The organism is Bacillus thermotolerans, assembly GCF_000812025.2.
Lineage (GTDB): Bacteria > Bacillota > Bacilli > Bacillales > Domibacillaceae > Quasibacillus > Quasibacillus thermotolerans.
The window spans coordinates 14,775-31,402 of the sequence record NZ_JWJE02000028.1 but is presented as its reverse complement, the minus strand read 5'-3'; the positions used below and the strand labels follow the sequence as shown (position 1 = coordinate 31,402).

General features: G+C 44.9%; 14 protein-coding genes. 8 read left to right on the top strand and 6 right to left on the bottom strand.

All coding sequences use genetic code 11. From position 1 onward, the window contains the following. The first annotated feature begins 203 nt into the window (after positions 1–203). Both QY97_RS19575 and QY97_RS20680 read left to right on the top strand, forming a co-directional pair. The gene (locus QY97_RS19575; RefSeq protein WP_052728964.1) at positions 204–1,277 is read left to right on the top strand and encodes an S-layer homology domain-containing protein; all 1,074 of its coding nucleotides are present in this window, start codon (positions 204–206) and stop codon (positions 1,275–1,277) included. Positions 1,278–1,415: 138 nt separating this feature from the next. Beyond that, positions 1,416–1,562, top strand: coding sequence for a hypothetical protein (locus tag QY97_RS20680; RefSeq protein WP_166701693.1), 147 nt, complete (start codon positions 1,416–1,418; stop codon positions 1,560–1,562). A gap of 165 nt (positions 1,563–1,727) precedes the next feature. Here QY97_RS20680 and QY97_RS11675 read toward each other — a convergent pair whose 3' ends face one another. The 5 genes from QY97_RS11675 to QY97_RS11655 all read right to left on the bottom strand — a co-directional run bounded on the left by QY97_RS11675 (position 1,728) and on the right by QY97_RS11655 (position 7,123). Further along, positions 1,728–2,285: an O-acetyl-ADP-ribose deacetylase gene (locus QY97_RS11675; RefSeq protein WP_039231522.1), complete on the bottom strand. Its 558-nt coding sequence runs from the start codon at positions 2,283–2,285 to the stop codon at positions 1,728–1,730. Between the two features lie 203 nt (positions 2,286–2,488). Next, a complete protein-coding gene (speE, locus tag QY97_RS11670; RefSeq protein ID WP_039231519.1) occupies positions 2,489–3,346 on the bottom strand; it encodes a polyamine aminopropyltransferase in 858 nt (285 codons plus the stop codon). Between the two features lie 183 nt (positions 3,347–3,529). Further along, entirely contained in the window at positions 3,530–4,531 is a 1,002-nt protein-coding gene (locus QY97_RS11665) for an LCP family protein (RefSeq protein WP_046128733.1), read from the bottom strand. A gap of 182 nt (positions 4,532–4,713) precedes the next feature. After that, positions 4,714–5,991 (bottom strand): S-layer homology domain-containing protein, encoded by a 1,278-nt coding sequence (locus tag QY97_RS19570; protein ID WP_052728963.1) that lies wholly within the window; start codon positions 5,989–5,991, stop codon positions 4,714–4,716. 223 nt (positions 5,992–6,214) lie between these two features. Next, the gene (locus tag QY97_RS11655) at positions 6,215–7,123 is read right to left on the bottom strand and encodes a hypothetical protein (protein WP_039231517.1); all 909 of its coding nucleotides are present in this window, start codon (positions 7,121–7,123) and stop codon (positions 6,215–6,217) included. Positions 7,124–7,352: 229 nt separating this feature from the next. Between QY97_RS11655 and QY97_RS11650 the strand changes: the two genes are divergently transcribed. Next, positions 7,353–9,404: an S-layer homology domain-containing protein gene (locus QY97_RS11650; RefSeq protein WP_039231514.1), complete on the top strand. Its 2,052-nt coding sequence runs from the start codon at positions 7,353–7,355 to the stop codon at positions 9,402–9,404. A 43-nt stretch (positions 9,405–9,447) separates the two neighbouring features. Here the strand turns inward: QY97_RS11650 and QY97_RS11645 are convergent, their stop codons facing one another. Then, on the bottom strand, positions 9,448–10,224 hold the full coding sequence (locus QY97_RS11645) for an SGNH/GDSL hydrolase family protein (protein ID WP_039231511.1): 777 nt from the start codon (positions 10,222–10,224) through the stop codon (positions 9,448–9,450). A gap of 220 nt (positions 10,225–10,444) precedes the next feature. Here QY97_RS11645 and QY97_RS11640 point away from each other — a divergent pair, with 220 nt between their 5' ends. The 5 genes from QY97_RS11640 (at position 10,445) to QY97_RS11620 (ending at position 16,597) form a co-directional block, all read left to right on the top strand. Further along, complete coding sequence (locus tag QY97_RS11640; protein WP_039231510.1) at positions 10,445–11,191, top strand: YveK family protein; 747 nt, start codon at positions 10,445–10,447, stop codon at positions 11,189–11,191. After that, positions 11,181–11,888 carry a CpsD/CapB family tyrosine-protein kinase gene (locus QY97_RS11635; RefSeq protein ID WP_039231508.1) on the top strand — a complete coding sequence of 236 codons (708 nt, stop codon included), beginning with the start codon at positions 11,181–11,183 and terminating at the stop codon, positions 11,886–11,888. Before QY97_RS11640 ends, QY97_RS11635 begins: the two co-directional genes overlap by 11 nt. A gap of 123 nt (positions 11,889–12,011) precedes the next feature. Next, positions 12,012–12,782, top strand: coding sequence for a tyrosine-protein phosphatase (locus QY97_RS11630; protein WP_039231506.1), 771 nt, complete (start codon positions 12,012–12,014; stop codon positions 12,780–12,782). 337 nt (positions 12,783–13,119) lie between these two features. Then, entirely contained in the window at positions 13,120–14,946 is a 1,827-nt protein-coding gene (locus QY97_RS11625) for a polysaccharide biosynthesis protein (protein WP_039231504.1), read from the top strand. A gap of 205 nt (positions 14,947–15,151) precedes the next feature. Then, positions 15,152–16,597 carry an oligosaccharide flippase family protein gene (locus QY97_RS11620; RefSeq protein WP_039231502.1) on the top strand — a complete coding sequence of 482 codons (1,446 nt, stop codon included), beginning with the start codon at positions 15,152–15,154 and terminating at the stop codon, positions 16,595–16,597. Positions 16,598–16,628: the final 31 nt, after the last annotated feature.

The following is a 16,628-nucleotide window of genomic DNA, read 5'->3' as shown; positions in this document are numbered from 1 at the left end:
TTTATTGCTTTAAAGTGTTGGGGGTCAGACCCCCAATGCTTTAAAGCGCTAAAACATTTACAAAACTTTTACGTAGAAAAAACTTCCTAATAATAAATAATTTTCATTTAGAGGCGATAATAGTAACAAAGGATGGGGTGATAGGTAGGGGGTTGAGTGATTAGCAACAAGCACTAATAGTTTTATAGTAGAGGAGAGTAAGTATGTTAAAGAAAATTATGGCGCTTCTAGCCGTTCTTATGCTGACGTTCAGCAGTTTCAGCGTACATACGGAAGCGGCGTCGTTCAGTGATTTAAGCGACAATCATCGCTTTTATGAGGAAATGATGTACCTCGAAGGAGAAGGCATCATTGCCGGTTATCCGGATGGCACCTTCCGCGCAGATCAAGCCGTGACACGGGCGGCGGCTGCAATTATGATTGGCCGGGCATTGGGCTTAGACGGTGCACCAAAAGATACGAAGTTCCCGGATGTAGGGAAGAATCAAAAAGCGAGCGGCTACATTGCTTCAGCTGTGGAACAAGAAATTATTAGCGGATTCCCAGATGGTACGTATCGTCCGGACGAGCCGGTAACACGCGGACAGATGGCGATTTTCCTTTCTCGGGCATTTAACCTGAAAACAGAAGCGGTTGCTTCATTCAGTGATATTTCCCCGAATATGCAGGCATACGTACATATCAAGCGCATTCTAGCTGAAAACATTACAGAGGGGTATCCTGACAATACGTATCGACCAGATTTAGATGTCACGCGCGCCCAGTTCTCGGCTTTCTTAGAGAGAGCACTAAATGATGACTCTGCTCCTTTACCGGAAGCAGGAGGCTCTGTTACATACGCAATGAACACGAACAAAGTGTATCATTATTCCTCGTATGGTGGAGACGTGACATTCCGTTATTCAGGAAAGAAATACGAGAATAAGTGGCCGATTTGGGACATTTCCGTTAATGGAGTTCAAATGACAAGCTTAGTAAACTATGAGGATAGCGAAGGGTACTATTATGGCCATCCTGACTCAGATCTTAGCCAAATGATGAAATATCCTGTGAAGGCAGGGGAATCGTGGAACGCTTCTTTATTCGGCGAAGAGGAGATCCGTACCATTTCTTCCACGACAAAAACAGTAAAAACACCAGCCGGCACCTTCCATAATGTCGTTGAAGTCACATCCAGCACAGGGATAGAGTATTATGCCCCGAACGTAGGGCTGATCAAGATGACATTGAATGATGGGGAGGTTGTAACCGAATTAACGAAACTAACAAACCGCTAATCCAGCAAAAATCTGCAGAGCTGTCTCTGCAGATTTTTTTGTAGGTGAAACTCAAATAATCAAACAACATAAGCCATATGTGAAACTAACTGATGAACTCTTCGTATAGAGTATTACAGATGAGAAGGAGGTATTAGTTTGAAAGCCAAAACAATAGTGGGCTGGACTGAAAAAACATTTGATAAAAAGCTGAATGCCTTTTTATCCAACACCTCATTAGAGATCATAGATGTGAAATTCTCTTCACCGATATTCTTTTATAGTGCGTTGATTTTGTATAAGTAGAAAAGCAAGGTGATATTGACAAACAGATGTCGTCATTGGAGTAGCTATCCAGGTAGTTTGTTTGCTCTCGTGTGGTTCATTCGTTGAACTCTCCATAAAGATTTTTCCACGTTCTTGCCCCACACTATATCAGCGATTAAATAGGATGGGGCAAGAAAGCAGCTTTTATGATTCATCCAGTACTTGTCTTAACACAGATTCATAGGTTTGATAATCTTTCTCTGAAAATAGTGTCATCACAACATGGCCAAAGGCGTGCACTTGTAAAAAATCAATAACCGTCCGCAAGGCAATCACAGAAGCGAGGTCTACCGGAAAGCGGTATACACCGGTTGAGATCGACGGGAACGAAATACTCGCCATTCCTTTGTCTATCGCCAGCTGCAACGAGTGGCGGTAGCAATTCGCCAGCAGCTGCTCTTCATGATTCGCACCCCCGCGCCACACAGGACCGACCGTATGAATGACATACTTGGCGGGGAGCCGGTATCCATCCGTGATCACCGCTTCGCCCGTCGGCAAGTACTCTCCATGCAGTTCCTCAGCCCGCACTCTTTTGCAAGCCTCCAGCAACTCAGGCCCCGCTGCCCGGTGAATCGCACCATCCACACCGCCGCCACCTAACAGCGTCCCGTTCGCCGCGTTCACAATGACCTCCGTCGACTGCTTCGTAATATCCCCAGTCATCAGCTCTAATGTATTTCCGTTCACTTCCACCTTCATTTTCTCACTCTCCTCATGACAGACTTCTCTATTTATTATGGCATGTTGCGTTGAAGAATCAAAAAGAGGCGAATCGCTCAAACAACTGGTGAAATCGCTCAATAAAAAATAGAATCGCTCATTTCCCGAAAAAATCGCTCATTCCCCAACAACAACATCCCATCCACACAAAAAACCCCTGAACCATCGTCCAGGGATCACACTCAATCCTTCTTCATAAACTGAGGAAGTGCAAAGCAAGCGTTCAAAATGTCTCGGTTGAAATACTTCGTCGCTGGTTCAAAGTCGATATCCGCGAAGTCTTGATAACGCTTGGACCCAATGGTGAAGCTCCACAGGCCCCCAGGGTACGTCGGCACCACGGCGGTGTAAGGCTTCACGACAGGGAACAGCTTATTCAGCGACTCAAACGTATTTTGCATCGTGTCCTTATAAAAAATCGGGGACTCGCTCTGGCACACCATCAAGCCGTCTTCCTTCAGCGCGTTGAACACATTTTGATAAAAATCAAAGGTAAACAGCTCAGTCGCAGGGCCGACCGGGTCAGAGGAATCCACGATGATCACATCAAACGCATTACGGTGTTCCTTCATATATTGGATGCCGTCTGCAAAAATATAGCGGATTCGTTCATCATTCAGGTGATCCGCCACACCGGTCAAATGTTCCTTGCTGGCCTTCACCACTAACTCATCAATCTCGCAAAAATAAATCTCTTCCACACTCTTATATTTCGTGACTTCCTTCGCGGCTCCGCAGTCACCGCCGCCGATGATCAGCACCTTCTTCGGATCAGGGTGAATATGCAGCGGCACGTGCGTAATCATTTCATTATAAATGTAGCCGTCTTTCTCGGTAGACTGCACGACGCCATCCAGCACAAGCATCCGGCCGAAATCATACGTCTCCAGAATCATCACATGCTGAAACGGCGACTCCGCGGAAAAAATGACTTCCTTCACACGGTAGCTCACCTTAAGGTTGTCGCGGTCATCCTCCACGAGCCACTGCTCGCCATTAATAATACGTATATACTTACTTAGCTTCTCTTCGTTACTCATCAAGATACCTCCCTGCTTCTCCAAATGACACTCAAAACTTATCTTAATAGAAGGCCTCATCAATGTCTAACACTTTACTACTTTAAAGAAGCGGGGGACGTACCCCATCCCTTTAAAGCAATAAAGCACTCCTCCCAAAGAAAAAACCGAAAAGCCTGATCGCTTTTCGGTTCCTTCATCAATTTAATCCAATTCAAGGTGTTTAGCTAATGTGTGCTGGATTTCTTGAAGCTGGGCTTCATCCAATTCGTAAATATAGGCGCCATTTGACATGCGGCCATCTGTGCCTTTAAGCGTCAATGTTTCGAATTCCACACTGCCGTTGCCGCCGTAATGAAGCAGGGAGCGCAATTCGCTGAACGTCATGTTCGTGCGCATATTCGTGCCGATTGCTTCAAGCGTTTCATCGTACTTCGTCACAGAGTTCAGAGATAGAGCTTCCTTCACAACTGTCTGCAACAATTCCTGCTGGCGTTTGCCGCGCTCAATGTCATTGTCGTATTGACGTGTACGGGCAAGGGCAAGAGCTTCCTCACCATTGAGGTGCTGCAAGCCTGGCTCCAGCTGAATCGCATTGTGCACATCATTGGAATCCTTCTCCGACAGCTTAAACGGCACATCATATTCGATACCGTCGAGCGCTTCTACGACATCCATAAACGCCTTGAAGTTCATGCGTACGTAGTAATCCACCGGCACATCCAGCAGCTCTTCCACAGATTCTACTGTTGCGGCAGGCCCGCCGAAGGCATAGGCGTGGTTAATTTTCGTTTCATATCCCACTTCAGGGATGTACGTGTACGTATCACGCGGAATACTTAACAGTTTAATAGATTTGTCTTCTACATTCAGTGTTGCGAGCATCAGGGCATCCGACCGCCATCCATTGCTGTCGCCGTTTTCCTCGCGCACATCACTTTCATCCAATCCAATAAATAAAATCGAAATATTGTCTCGCAGCGGATGCACTTCTGCATCACGAAGCGGTGATTTCTCACGTCCGTCGTCTACATATGAACCAGTGAATACAGTTTCAGCCTTTTTATAAAGAAAGGCGCCATACCCAGCGGCTGTGGAAAGAACAAAAATGAGAGGCAACAAGATAAAGAGCTTCACAAACCGTCTTTTCTTACGCTTCTTTTTAACCGCTCTGCCCCGTCGCAAAGGTTGTGTATCTTCCTGCATAGTAACGTGCTCCTTTACATTTCCTTCTGCAGCGGCGATCGCCAACTGCTAACTTACTAGCTAGGTGAAAAAGCTAACATTCATTTTACTACGAAATCCGACAGCCGTAAAATCAAATTTTTCGACAAATTGAAGAAAGAAAAAAAGAGCGACCCCAAAAATCAGGTCGCTCTTCCTTATAATTACGCTGCCGGCTCTTGTGCCTGCAGCATCCGGTAAATCGTAATCGCAAACTCTTTTCTTGTAATGGAGTCATTCGGACGGAACGTGTTGTGCTCCGATCCAATCATGATACCATTCGTTGCCACGGCGTTAATCTCCGCTTTCGCCCAAAAATCCGCCGGCACGTCCTTGAACGATACCGTTCCGTTTGCCTTCAATTCATAAGCAAGTGTTAAAAGCTTCGCCATTTGAGCTCTCGTCAGCGGCTGATCCGGCTTGTAGCGGACGGCTTTTGAGATAATGCCTGCTTCCGTCAGTCTGGCGATCGCCGTGTACGATTTCATGCCTGGTGCCACATCTTTAAATCCAGGATTCTTTGCTGTCTCTGGAAGATCGGACCGCAGGTTGGCGAGAATAATCGCCGCTTCCGCTCTCGTAATCTGGCGGTCTGGCTCAAAAGCGCCGTTCGGCTTGCCATTCACAATACCGGCTTCTGCTAGTGTGAGAATCGCTTTACGGGCTTCCGAGCTTGCCGGAAGGTCAATGAACCGTTCTGTCGCTTGTCGGTCATATACGGTGAAAAAAGCATCCGCCATTACTTGATAGCCGGCCACGTTTGGATGGACGTCTGCCGCATTTGGTAAATACGCTGAACCGTTCGCATTAAACGCATCAACAGACACGAACACCGCTCCGTTTTGTTTCGCTAACGTCTCAAGCTGTCCATTTAAATAGCGCGTCAAATACTTTGCCTGTTCCTTCGTTGACCCTTCCGCAAAGTGCGGGAAAGGGAAGTAGTAGCCCATCACATAAATCTTTGCCTGCGGGTTCAGCTGCTTCAGCTCCTGCAGGCTTAATGTTATATTCTGCCCGAGCGCGGTCCATGCTTGCGCAATCTTTTGCTGGTCAAACGTCACTTTGGACGTCGCCGGGTCAATCGTCATCACGTCGAATAAATCATTCGCTCCAGCGGATAGCGTAATAACTTCGGCCTGCTGGAGGGCTTTCCGTACATCCGCATTTTCAAGCGTGGCCAGCACATCCGCCGTCGTTGCCCCGCTCCGTGCAAACCCCTTCGTATACGCACCAAGCTCCCCGTTCTTCCGGAGCTTATCCGCAATTAAATCTGCATAGCCCTTGTCAATCTGCCGATAAGGCGTCTGCCCTGCCGCCAGCGAATCCCCAAGCGCCACATAATCCACCTTCGCCCCAGCAGCACCAGCCGCTCCGGGTGCGAAAAAGCTAGAAACCAACAATACAATACTGAACAAACTAGCCAGCCAACTCTTTCCCTTCATCGTCATCCCCCTAAATTCTCTATATAGGTAAAACATGTAAACTTAATAAAACTGAATCTAGTATACCACCAAACCATAGGAAAAAATTGGACTACTTTTGAAAACAATTGTCGAAGGAGGAGAGGAGTGGGGGTTTAGCGCTTTAAAGTGGTGGGGGTCAGACCCCCATCACTTTAAAGCGCTAAAAAAACCGCCCCCTGACCAAAAGGGGACGGTCCAATCATCAGCCGCCAGTGACCTTGTTCATGAGTTCGTCCTTTAAAGAGGACTTCGTGCTTTCGTAGCTTTCCTTGAAGGACTGGGCATGAGACGGGCTGTGGTTATTTTGTTTCAGCTCGCTTTGGAGGGAGCTGTATAGCGTGTTAAACGCGGCATCGGTTTTCGCTTCCATAGAGTCAGCGGCTCCTGAGTACTTCTGATAGAAATACAACGGGTTCACCGATTCGCCATTCGCTTTCTTCTGCGCGTACTCCTGCTTCGCCTGGCTGATCAGTGAGCTCAGCTGGCTTTCCGCTTGGCCTTGCAAGCTTTCAAAGGAAGGCGCGTAGCGGCTCTTGATTTCCTTTACAGAAGCACCGCGTGTTGATCCAGCACCCTGACCAGAAGAGTCGCTGCTCGCCGAAGGAGCTGCACCTGCACCATTACCGTTGCTGCCCGCATTCGCATCAGCTCCAGACCCACTGCCATTCCCGCCAGAAGCCGAACTACCGTTACCACTACTGCTATTGCTCGCACTACCATTCACAGCCACCGATTGACCATCGCCAGCACCAGCACTTTCGCTGCCACCTGCTCCCGCACTGCTATGACTGCCGCCAGCCGAAGCCGTTCCGTTCTTGCCACCCTCTGCCACAGTGGCGTTCCATTCCTCAGGGTCTACCGTGGACCCGTTCTCTAATAAATAATGGCCATTATGGTCCACGAGCACATTCCCGTCCTCGTCTCGCTGCACACCCTCAGGGAGCGGCGTGCCTTCAGGAAGGTCAATGCTGTATTGTTCTCCCACGACCTTCTCCACTTCGGGGTCCGCCACGTCGTACGTTTTCACCTTCGTAAAGTAATAGATGGCGCCGCCTGCTCCCACCACGAGCAGCAGCACAGCCGCCAAAGCAATCTTAATGAACGTTCTCATGAAACTTACCAGCCTCCGCTATCGTTATTTTGCCTTTAGTATAACATGGAAAAAAAGAAGAAAAATACAAGAAAAAGAGAAATGGGACAAACGTAGGGAAATGATTGTTAGATTGCTATAAATTGATTGACATAGAAGGATAAGCTATTATAGAGGAGAATGTGTACAATGAGCACGGATTTTATGTACATACCCCAGTACATAAAAAATATATTTTAAGAGGTGAAGCATGTTGAAGAAGTTTCCATTCAGCAACAAAGCAGCGAAAGCGATGATCGCGGCCACCGTTGCCTTTACACCGATCGCTACCGTACCTGGTTTGTTGGAAGGCAGTCAAGTGGAAGCCGCCGAGCAGAACTTCACGGATCTAGAAAGCCTTATTGCCTACTTGCAGACAGTGAAGGGCGAGCTATCAGAGGAGCAGCTTCAAGCGGTTGAACAGGCCCAGCAAAATGCCGAGGCAAACAACGTATCTGACTATGCGAACCGGTTATTGAACGCCAACACGACCGATCAGGAAAAAGAACTCATCACGGCATCCATTCAGTTATTGCTCGATATCAACCTGATGGCGGTTGGCCAAGCGGCACTGGATGAATTCAAGGAAGCTCAAAGCCAGAACGTGCAAGACGTGTTTGGCACAGAAGCCGCACCAGTCACGATCGATCAATATGTGAACTACCTTTACAATGTAGAGGCAGCGTTCCTAGACAATATTCAATTGAGAGATTCGAGTAAGATCACGAATTCGATCTATATTGAAACGTTAATTGCTGCGTTGATGTCAGGAGAAGACAAAACGCCGAACAATGCCATTAAGAAAAAGCTGATACAATTAGTGAATTTCGATAACGCACGAGGTGCTGTTTTTGAATATCTGGAAAAAGTGGACCCGGGTGCAGCGGCTGGTAAAGCCTTCGTCAGCGGTATCAAGGGCGAAACAGGCAACGATGATTCGAACGACGATGATAACAGCAATGACAACGGTGACACGGATGACAACACAGACGACAACGCTGATGACACCATCGCAACACCAGGTTCAGCGAACCCAACGGATACCGGTGTAACGGTCACACCAGCCATCACAGCAGATGGACAAGCCGTGATTACAACGGATATGTATGACAGCATCACACATCCACTCACTTCAGAAAAGAGCCAAGTGGCGATTGAGCTTCCAGAGGAGACCACTTCTGTCCTGATCCCAATCACACTCATTGACCAGCTTGGTCTAGTGTTAGACGAAAACTTAGGCTTAATTCGTGTGAAAAGCGGTGATGTCACTTACGACGTGAACCCATCAGACGTAGACACAGCCGCCCTTGCTGGGAAGCTCGGAGCAAGTGTCCAAAACGTATCCGTCAAGGTATCTGTCGCTCCAGTATCCACAGAGCGCGAGCAGCAAGTAGCAGCAAAGGTGGAAGCGGCAGGCGCAACATTGCTTTCCCCAATCGTTGACTTCACACTGGAAGCAACTGACGGGGAAGAGACGATTCCTGTTGATCTGCTTGGCCAAAAATACATTGACCGTGCCTTCACGCTAAGTGAAGCCGTAAACGCGAATAAGGCGACAGGCATCCGTATCAATGAAGATGGCAGCTTCCAAGCGGTACCAACGATCTTTAACGAGCAAACAGCAACGGTGAAATCCCTGCAAAACTCTGAGTTTGCGGTGATCCAAGGCGACGTGACGTTCCCGGATGTCAACAATGGCGAGAACTGGGCAGAAGCGTACATTGAAACATTAGCTTCTAAGCAAGTCATTAAAGGCGGAACGAACGGCAAGTATAATCCGGATCAATACATGACACGTGCACAATTTGCGGTGCTTCTATCCCGTGCATTAGGCTTACCGGGTGCGGAGTATGATGATCGCTTTGAGGATGTGGAGGGCGATGAGTGGTTTAACGAAAACGGTGCCTTCATGGCAGCAGTCAAGAGCGGTATTATTAAAGGCCGTACAGACGGAAACTTTGCACCAAATGATCAAATCACGCGTAACGATGCAACAGCTATGATCGGCCGTGCGCTGAATCTTGATTACGTAGCATTCGATCTGGCGAAGCTTGACACAGACAAAGCGATCGCAGACTTCAAGGATGCAAGAGACATTGGTGCCTCTACACGTCAAGACGTCTTGCGCGCGTACCAAGCCGGCATTGTAAATGGAACAAGCAAAGGAACATTTGAGCCGGACGCATTCACGAAGCGTGACCAAATGGCGAAAATCCTGGCTGAGTTCTTAATTGCGGCTGATTTAATGAACGATATTGATTGATAGACACAAAGAAGGCCCGCGGCTCAAGCCGCGGGCTTCTCTCTTACTTCGAAATTAATTCATCCACCAAATACTCCGCCCACAATTCATGACCCTTCTCATTCGGCGTCGATTGGTCTTCAGTAATCAACCCAGTCAGCTTCTGATCATTCGTACCAGGCCAAGCTTCCCAGTGGTCAATGTAGCGTAAGGAATTTTCTTGAGCAAATTGTTTCTCGGCTTCCTTCTGATTTGGATAATGCTGCGCACCGAAGATCGGATGAGCCGGCTGAACCATTAATACGGCTTTCTCATTTGCCTTTTGCAATTCTTGGTTGAACTGAGCGAGAAGTTGCTGATGCGTATTCACATCCAATACCCCATTATCCTTTAGTAAGAAAGATTCATAGAGCACGAGATCCGGAGCGGCAGCTAAAATATTATTATGTACATCAGACTTCATAAACTCCATCGAGTTTCCATCAAACTCCTGAATCTCCACTGTCACCGTCTCACCAAGCGTTTCCTCTAGCTTTTGCTTCACAACCGTTGACCAGCCGCCTGTTTCTTTTCCTAAGGAAGGAGAGCCGGCGATCATAATTTTGTACGGAACACCTGCTTTACGGGCCTCCGCATAAGCTTGCTGAGCATCCTTTGGCCAATTTTTCACCGCCTGTACCACATCCGACTGGCTGTTTGAAGCGTTCTGTTCCTCTTGCTGAGAGCCTAATTCCTCAGCAGGAGCCGAAGAATACGTCACTTCTCTTTGCCAGTACATGTTTGCTCCGATAAGAAACACAATAATTGCTACAACATACAGAAATAGAAAAAACTTCTTCAAGGAGCACCATCCTTTATTACATTTTTCTTACTCGCATGTAAAAGTTTCTAGAAGAATCTAGAAATACCTTTCTTTTTATCTGAATGTATTATTAAATAATTATAAAGTCAAGTGCAGGTATTTTTTCCTTTTTCAGCAAATTCGAAGGAAATCCGACATAGAGATATGATATAATTTCCAAGACATAAAGATAACCAGATATGATATTTAGGAGGAAAACATGGAAGAAACTATCAGCTTGCGCGAACTCTCCGAGACGTTAAAGAAGCGTATAAAGATGATTCTGTTTATTGCCTTTTCAGCAGCATTAGTTAGCGGACTTATCAGTTATTTCTTATTAACGCCGGTCTATCAGACTTCGACCCAGCTTCTTGTGAACCAAGCAAAAGAGGACCAGCAAATCTACAACCCGTCGGAAGTGCAGACGAACCTGCAGCTGATCAATACATATAATGTGATCATTAAGAGTCCGGCGATCTTAGATAAGGTCATTGAAAACCTGGATTTAAGTATGACGACTTCTCAGTTGAATGGATTAATCACCGTTCAGAGCGAGCAGGATTCTCAAGTCGTGAACGTATCCGTGCAGCATGAAGATCCAACAATGGCAGCGGATATTGCGAATGAGATTGCGCACGTCTTCGAAACCGAAATCGTGAATATTATGAACGTCGATAATGTCAGCATTCTAGCACCGGCTGAGGTCGCAGAAGGTATGGGACCAGTGAAGCCACAGCCGCTGTTGAACATCGCGATTGCTCTTGTGGTCGGCTTAATGGCGGGCGTAGGACTCGCTTTCCTGCTTGAATACTTAGACAACACAATTAAGACAGAGCAAGACGTCGAGAAAATGCTGGATCTTCCGGTATTAGGAAGCGTAACGACGATCGAAGCAGAAGCAAGAGGGAAGAGCGTGAACTTCCCGGAGAGAAAAGCAGACGTACGAGGTGAGAAGGTTGGCTCTTAAAAGAAGTAAGAAAAAGCAGGCTCCTGGACAGGCGCAGCGGAAGCTTGTGACAAAAACAAACCCGAAATCGCCGATCTCGGAACAGTATCGGACCATTCGCACGAACATTACGTTCTCAACTGTGGACGAAACGATCCGTTCCTTAATGATTACCTCTGCCAGCCCGGCGGAAGGAAAGTCCACAACGACAGCAAATCTAGCGATCACCTTCGCCCAGCAAGGCATGCGCGTCCTGCTCGTCGATAGCGATATGCGGAAGCCGACGATGCAATATACGTTTAACGTACCGAACAACATCGGCTTAACGAATGTGCTGGCGAAGCAGAAGACGATTAAAGAAGCGGTATCAAGAACAGATGTGAGCGGGCTGGAAATGCTTAGCTCAGGACCGATCCCGCCAAATCCGGCTGAGCTGCTCGGCTCAAGAGCGATGAAGGAATTCTTTAAAGAAGCTTATATGCTGTATGATATGGTCATCTTCGATACGCCACCGGTGCTTGCAGTAACGGATGCTCAAGTGCTAGCGAACCAGTGCGACGGAGCAGTACTCGTTGTGAATAGCGGCAAGACAGAGGTCGATGCAGCAGCGAAGGCAAAGGAATTGCTAGAAGCAGCCAATGCCCGCTTGCTCGGTGTCGTTCTCAATAATCGCAGCTTGAAAGAATCCAACTATTATTACTATTATGGTAATAAATAACTGATGATGAAAATATTGTCGAAAAAAATATGAAGAAATATATGGGTAGAAAGCCATAAATGTAGTAAGATTAATGATGTGTTCTCTATTGCGAACTGATACAAGGGAAAGGGGAGTAAACACATGATTGATCTTCATTGTCACATATTACCCGGGGTGGACGATGGGGCGTCTACACTTGAGGCAAGTCTCCAGATGGCGAAGGAGGCAGAAGCCCAGGGAATCAGGACGATCGTTGCAACGCCTCATCATAAGAACGGCTCCTATGATAATAGAAAGAAAGATATTATAGCGAATGTAAATGCCTTAAACGAAGAGTTAAAGAAAAATAATATTAGCCTTAACGTTCTACCAGGACAAGAAGTGCGTATCTACGGAGAACTGCTGGAAGATTACGAGAATGGAGAACTGTTAACAGTTGGCGGCAATTCATCTTACATGCTCGTTGAATTTCCATCTGGCTACGTGCCACAATACGCGGGGCAGTTATTGTATGACATGCAGATGAAAGGTATCCAGCCGATCATTGTTCATCCAGAGCGGAACCAGGAGCTGATCGAGCACCCGGACAAGCTCTATTCGTTCGTGAAGAACGGAGCGGCCACACAAATTACGGCTTCTTCTTACACGGGACAATTTGGTAAGAAGATTCAAACGTTCACTGAACAGCTCATCGAAGCGAATCTGACTCATATTATCGCATCTGATGCGCATAATACGAAGACACGTTCCTTCCATATGGAGAAGGCATACGACCGGTTGGAAAGCAAGCTCGGCGTGGACTTTGTTTATTACTTCAGGGAAAATGCAGAATACATTTTAGAAGGCAGCAGTTTATTTAAAGAACCGCCGCAACGGATTCACAAGCGGAAGAAATTTCTGGGCCTCTTCTAGTCAGTACGTCGGCTAGAACGCCCTCTTTTTTCGGGCACACCAATTGGTAAATCATGATCAAAAAGTATGGAAGATGAACAAATTCATCAATATGGTAATGTCTCCTCACCAGTATCAATGGAGGCACTCGGCTGCACTGTGGGTTTGCACGAGGAAGTAAGCCTTAGACGCCAGTCGTCGATAGTGTGGTGTGAGGGCGGGTTAGATGCCCGATTTTATTTGATAAAAAAACAGTTAATACAAGCTCATTTCTCGAAGTGGGCTTCTATTAACTGTTTTTTTGTGGAAGTCTTATATTTGTTTATCAATCTATTATGTAAAAAGAGGTGAAAGGTTCGTGACCTATCAAAAAAGATTGTCCCTGTTAATCGGTGTGGACTCGGTTATTGTTTTGTTCTCTATTTATATTGGTTACTTCATTCTGCATCCGTATATGGATATTTATAATTCAGGGACTTTATTTATTAGTTCTATTGCGCTCTTCATTAGCCATCATGTGTTCGCTTGGGTGTACAAGCTATACCAGAAGGCATGGGAGTATGCAAGCGTGCGGGAGTTACTAGCGATTGTAAAAGCTGTCACATTATCAATTGCAGTCACCGCTGTTGTTCAGACACTTGCCTTCCAGGACATTTACATCCGTGTCTTACTACTAACATGGATGCTGCATGTACTTCTTATCGGTGGCTCGCGTTTTTCTTGGCGTTTGTACCGCGATCGCTTCGTCGCAGAAAGCGACGAGAAAAAGCGCGCCCTCATTGTTGGAGCAGGTTCCGGTGGTTCGACCGTCGTACGCCAGCTGCAGCATAATGAAACAGACCTGCAGCCGGTCGCATTTGTCGATGATGATGAACGAAAGCAGCGTCTTGAGATTCATGGGATTACGGTAGAGGGAAGGACCGCGGATATTCCGCAAGTCGTGGAAGACAAGCAAATTGACAACATCATCATCGCGATTCCTTCCTTAAAGAGAAGCGAAATTCAACATATTTATGATCAATGTGCGAAAACAAAAGCAAAAATCCAGATCATGCCGATGATTGAAGATGTCATGACGGGACGCGTATCAGTCAGCCAGTTCCGTGAAGTACAGGTAGAGGACTTACTTGGACGAGAACCAGTGGAACTGGATATTGAAAGCATTGCTCAATATGTTACCGGTCAGACTGTTCTTGTAACAGGTGCCGGTGGATCGATCGGTTCGGAAATTTGCCGACAAATCGCGGTATTCCATCCGAGAAAGTTAGTACTAGTTGGTCATGGTGAAAACAGTATTTACCAAATCGACATGGAATTACGCAATAGATATCAACAACTCATTGAAATTATCCCAGTCATTGGTGATATCCAAGACCGTGAAAGAATGTTCAGCATTATGCAGGAGCATAAGCCAGATGTAGTCTATCATGCAGCTGCTCATAAGCATGTTCCCTTAATGGAATACAATCCGAAAGAAGCAGTCAAGAATAATATCTTTGGCACAAAGAATGTCGCAGAAGCAGCCACTACAGCAGGCGTCGGCAAGTTCGTATTAATTTCGTCAGACAAAGCGGTGAATCCAACGAACATTATGGGAGCAACAAAGCGTGTTGCTGAGATGGTTATCCAACAACTAGATAAAGAAAGTGAAACGAACTTTGTGGCTGTTCGCTTTGGTAATGTCCTCGGCAGCCGTGGATCTGTTATTCCATTATTTAAGAAGCAAATCCAGGCAGGAGGACCAGTTACGGTTACCCATCCAGATATGACAAGATACTTTATGACTATTCCGGAAGCATCCCGGCTTGTAATCCAGGCTAGTGCACTTGCAAAAGGTGGAGAAATCTTTGTCCTAGATATGGGAGAGCCAGTTAAAATTGTAGATCTTGCGCGAAACTTGATTACATTATCAGGCTACAGTTTGGAAGACGTTGGTATAAAATTTTCTGGATTGCGTCCGGGAGAAAAAATGTTTGAGGAATTACTAAATGAAAACGAGGTACATCCAGAACAAGTATTTCCAAAGATTCACATTGGGAAAGCGCAGACTGTGGAAGGAGAGATTTTATGGAATTTTGTTAGCTGTCTTCTGCAGAAAGAGAGTGATGAATTACGTAAGACTCTAATTAAAGTCGCAAACACTAAGGAAGGTCTATATAAAGAGATAGAAAAAGTGACCAATTAGAATAACTCTAATGCTTTAGTAAGCTCTTATAGATTAGGTGGTCCCTTTTCATCGAAATATAAAACCACAAAGCTTAGAGGGGGTATATTAGAGGCTTAATATTCTATAGATTCTTTTACCATAAGAGTGTTTTAGAAGTCAAAAGGCAATTAAATAAAACATGGAACATAGAGCAGCTTGAGGTTTCGATTAAAGAGGTAAAATTATGCTTAGACACTTACTAAATTATGCACCTTCAAAAATAGTTCCCGGATTAATAAATCTTTTATCGATAGCACTATACGCTAGAATCTTTTCGCGAGAGGAGTATGGGAGTTATAGTTATGTTCTTGCTTTTGTAATGCTTTTCCACATGCTTTTTTTCTCTTGGCTTAGGTTGAGTGCTTTTCGATTCTATCAATCGTACAAAAATAAGCAGCTGTTTTTTGAAAAGTATACTCTCAGGTTATTCACAATCACTGCGCTGCTGACTGCAATTCCCTGGCTCGTGATCATAGTCTATTTCTTTGATCACAACGAATACAAGATATTATTTATACTAGGCCTGCCATTGCTTATTATTCTTTCATTGTTCGAGCAAATAATGTCCTTAACAAGAGCAAAACTGAATTCTGGTATATTTGCTGTGTTTTCTATTATTAAGGCGGGCTTAACGTTATTAATAGTAATTCTACTTGTAAAGCTAGAAGGCTTAGGGGAAGAAGCAATATTTATTGGAATGATAATATCAAATTTTGCTTTGGTAGTTTATTACTTCATTAGATTTCCAGATGTATTTTATCGAGAGAAAATTAATAAAGACGTTTTAGATTTGATGCAGAGAAAATTGAATACTGAGTTTTTTAAATACGGTATCCCTTTAACCTTTACATTTATCCTATCGTTTGTCTTAACAACTTCCGATAGAATACTGATAGAGTATTTCAGTAATAGTAAGAAGTTAGCCGAATATTCACTAGGGTATGATTTATCTAGTTTCCTTGTAACCAATATCTTTATGATTTTGAACTTTGCTTATTTGCCTATAATAATAAGAGAGTTGGAACATAAAAACTTAAAACTTTTTGCAAGAAGGTTAGAGGAGTATTTTAGCCTGCTAATGATAGGCGTTGTACCTATAGTTCTTTTTGTAGTTATTTACGCTGAGTCTCTAGTAGCTATCGGGCTAGGTGAACAATATAATAATGAAGCAACTATTCAGACATTACAATTGAGTGCAGTAGCGGCTTTCATAGCGGGAATAAAATCTTACTACTTTGATTTTTCATTTCAACTTTCGAAAGAAACTAAGCTTCAAGTGGTTCCTGTTTTCTTTGCAGCCATAATTAATATTATATTGAATTTTGTTCTAATTCCTCGTCTCGATATTCAAGGTGCATTAATAGCTACAGTCGCTTCTTATTTTCTGGCTTTATGTCTAAGTATTATTATAGGTAGAAGTGTTTTTAAAATTCCGCCTCACTTCTTAGACCTTTTTAAAGTTTCTTTGATTTGCTTAATAATGTATTTACTTTTTGATTTTGCTTTAGGAGGATTATCTCTTTTTTGGTCAATGATTCTCTTTTTTATAACTTTTATAGTCCTCTCATATATTGCTAATGTAACAGGGTTGAGAAAAATATGTAAATTTGTTTTTAATAAAAAACTTTAAACATAACGAGTCAAAACTCAAGAAAAATTAA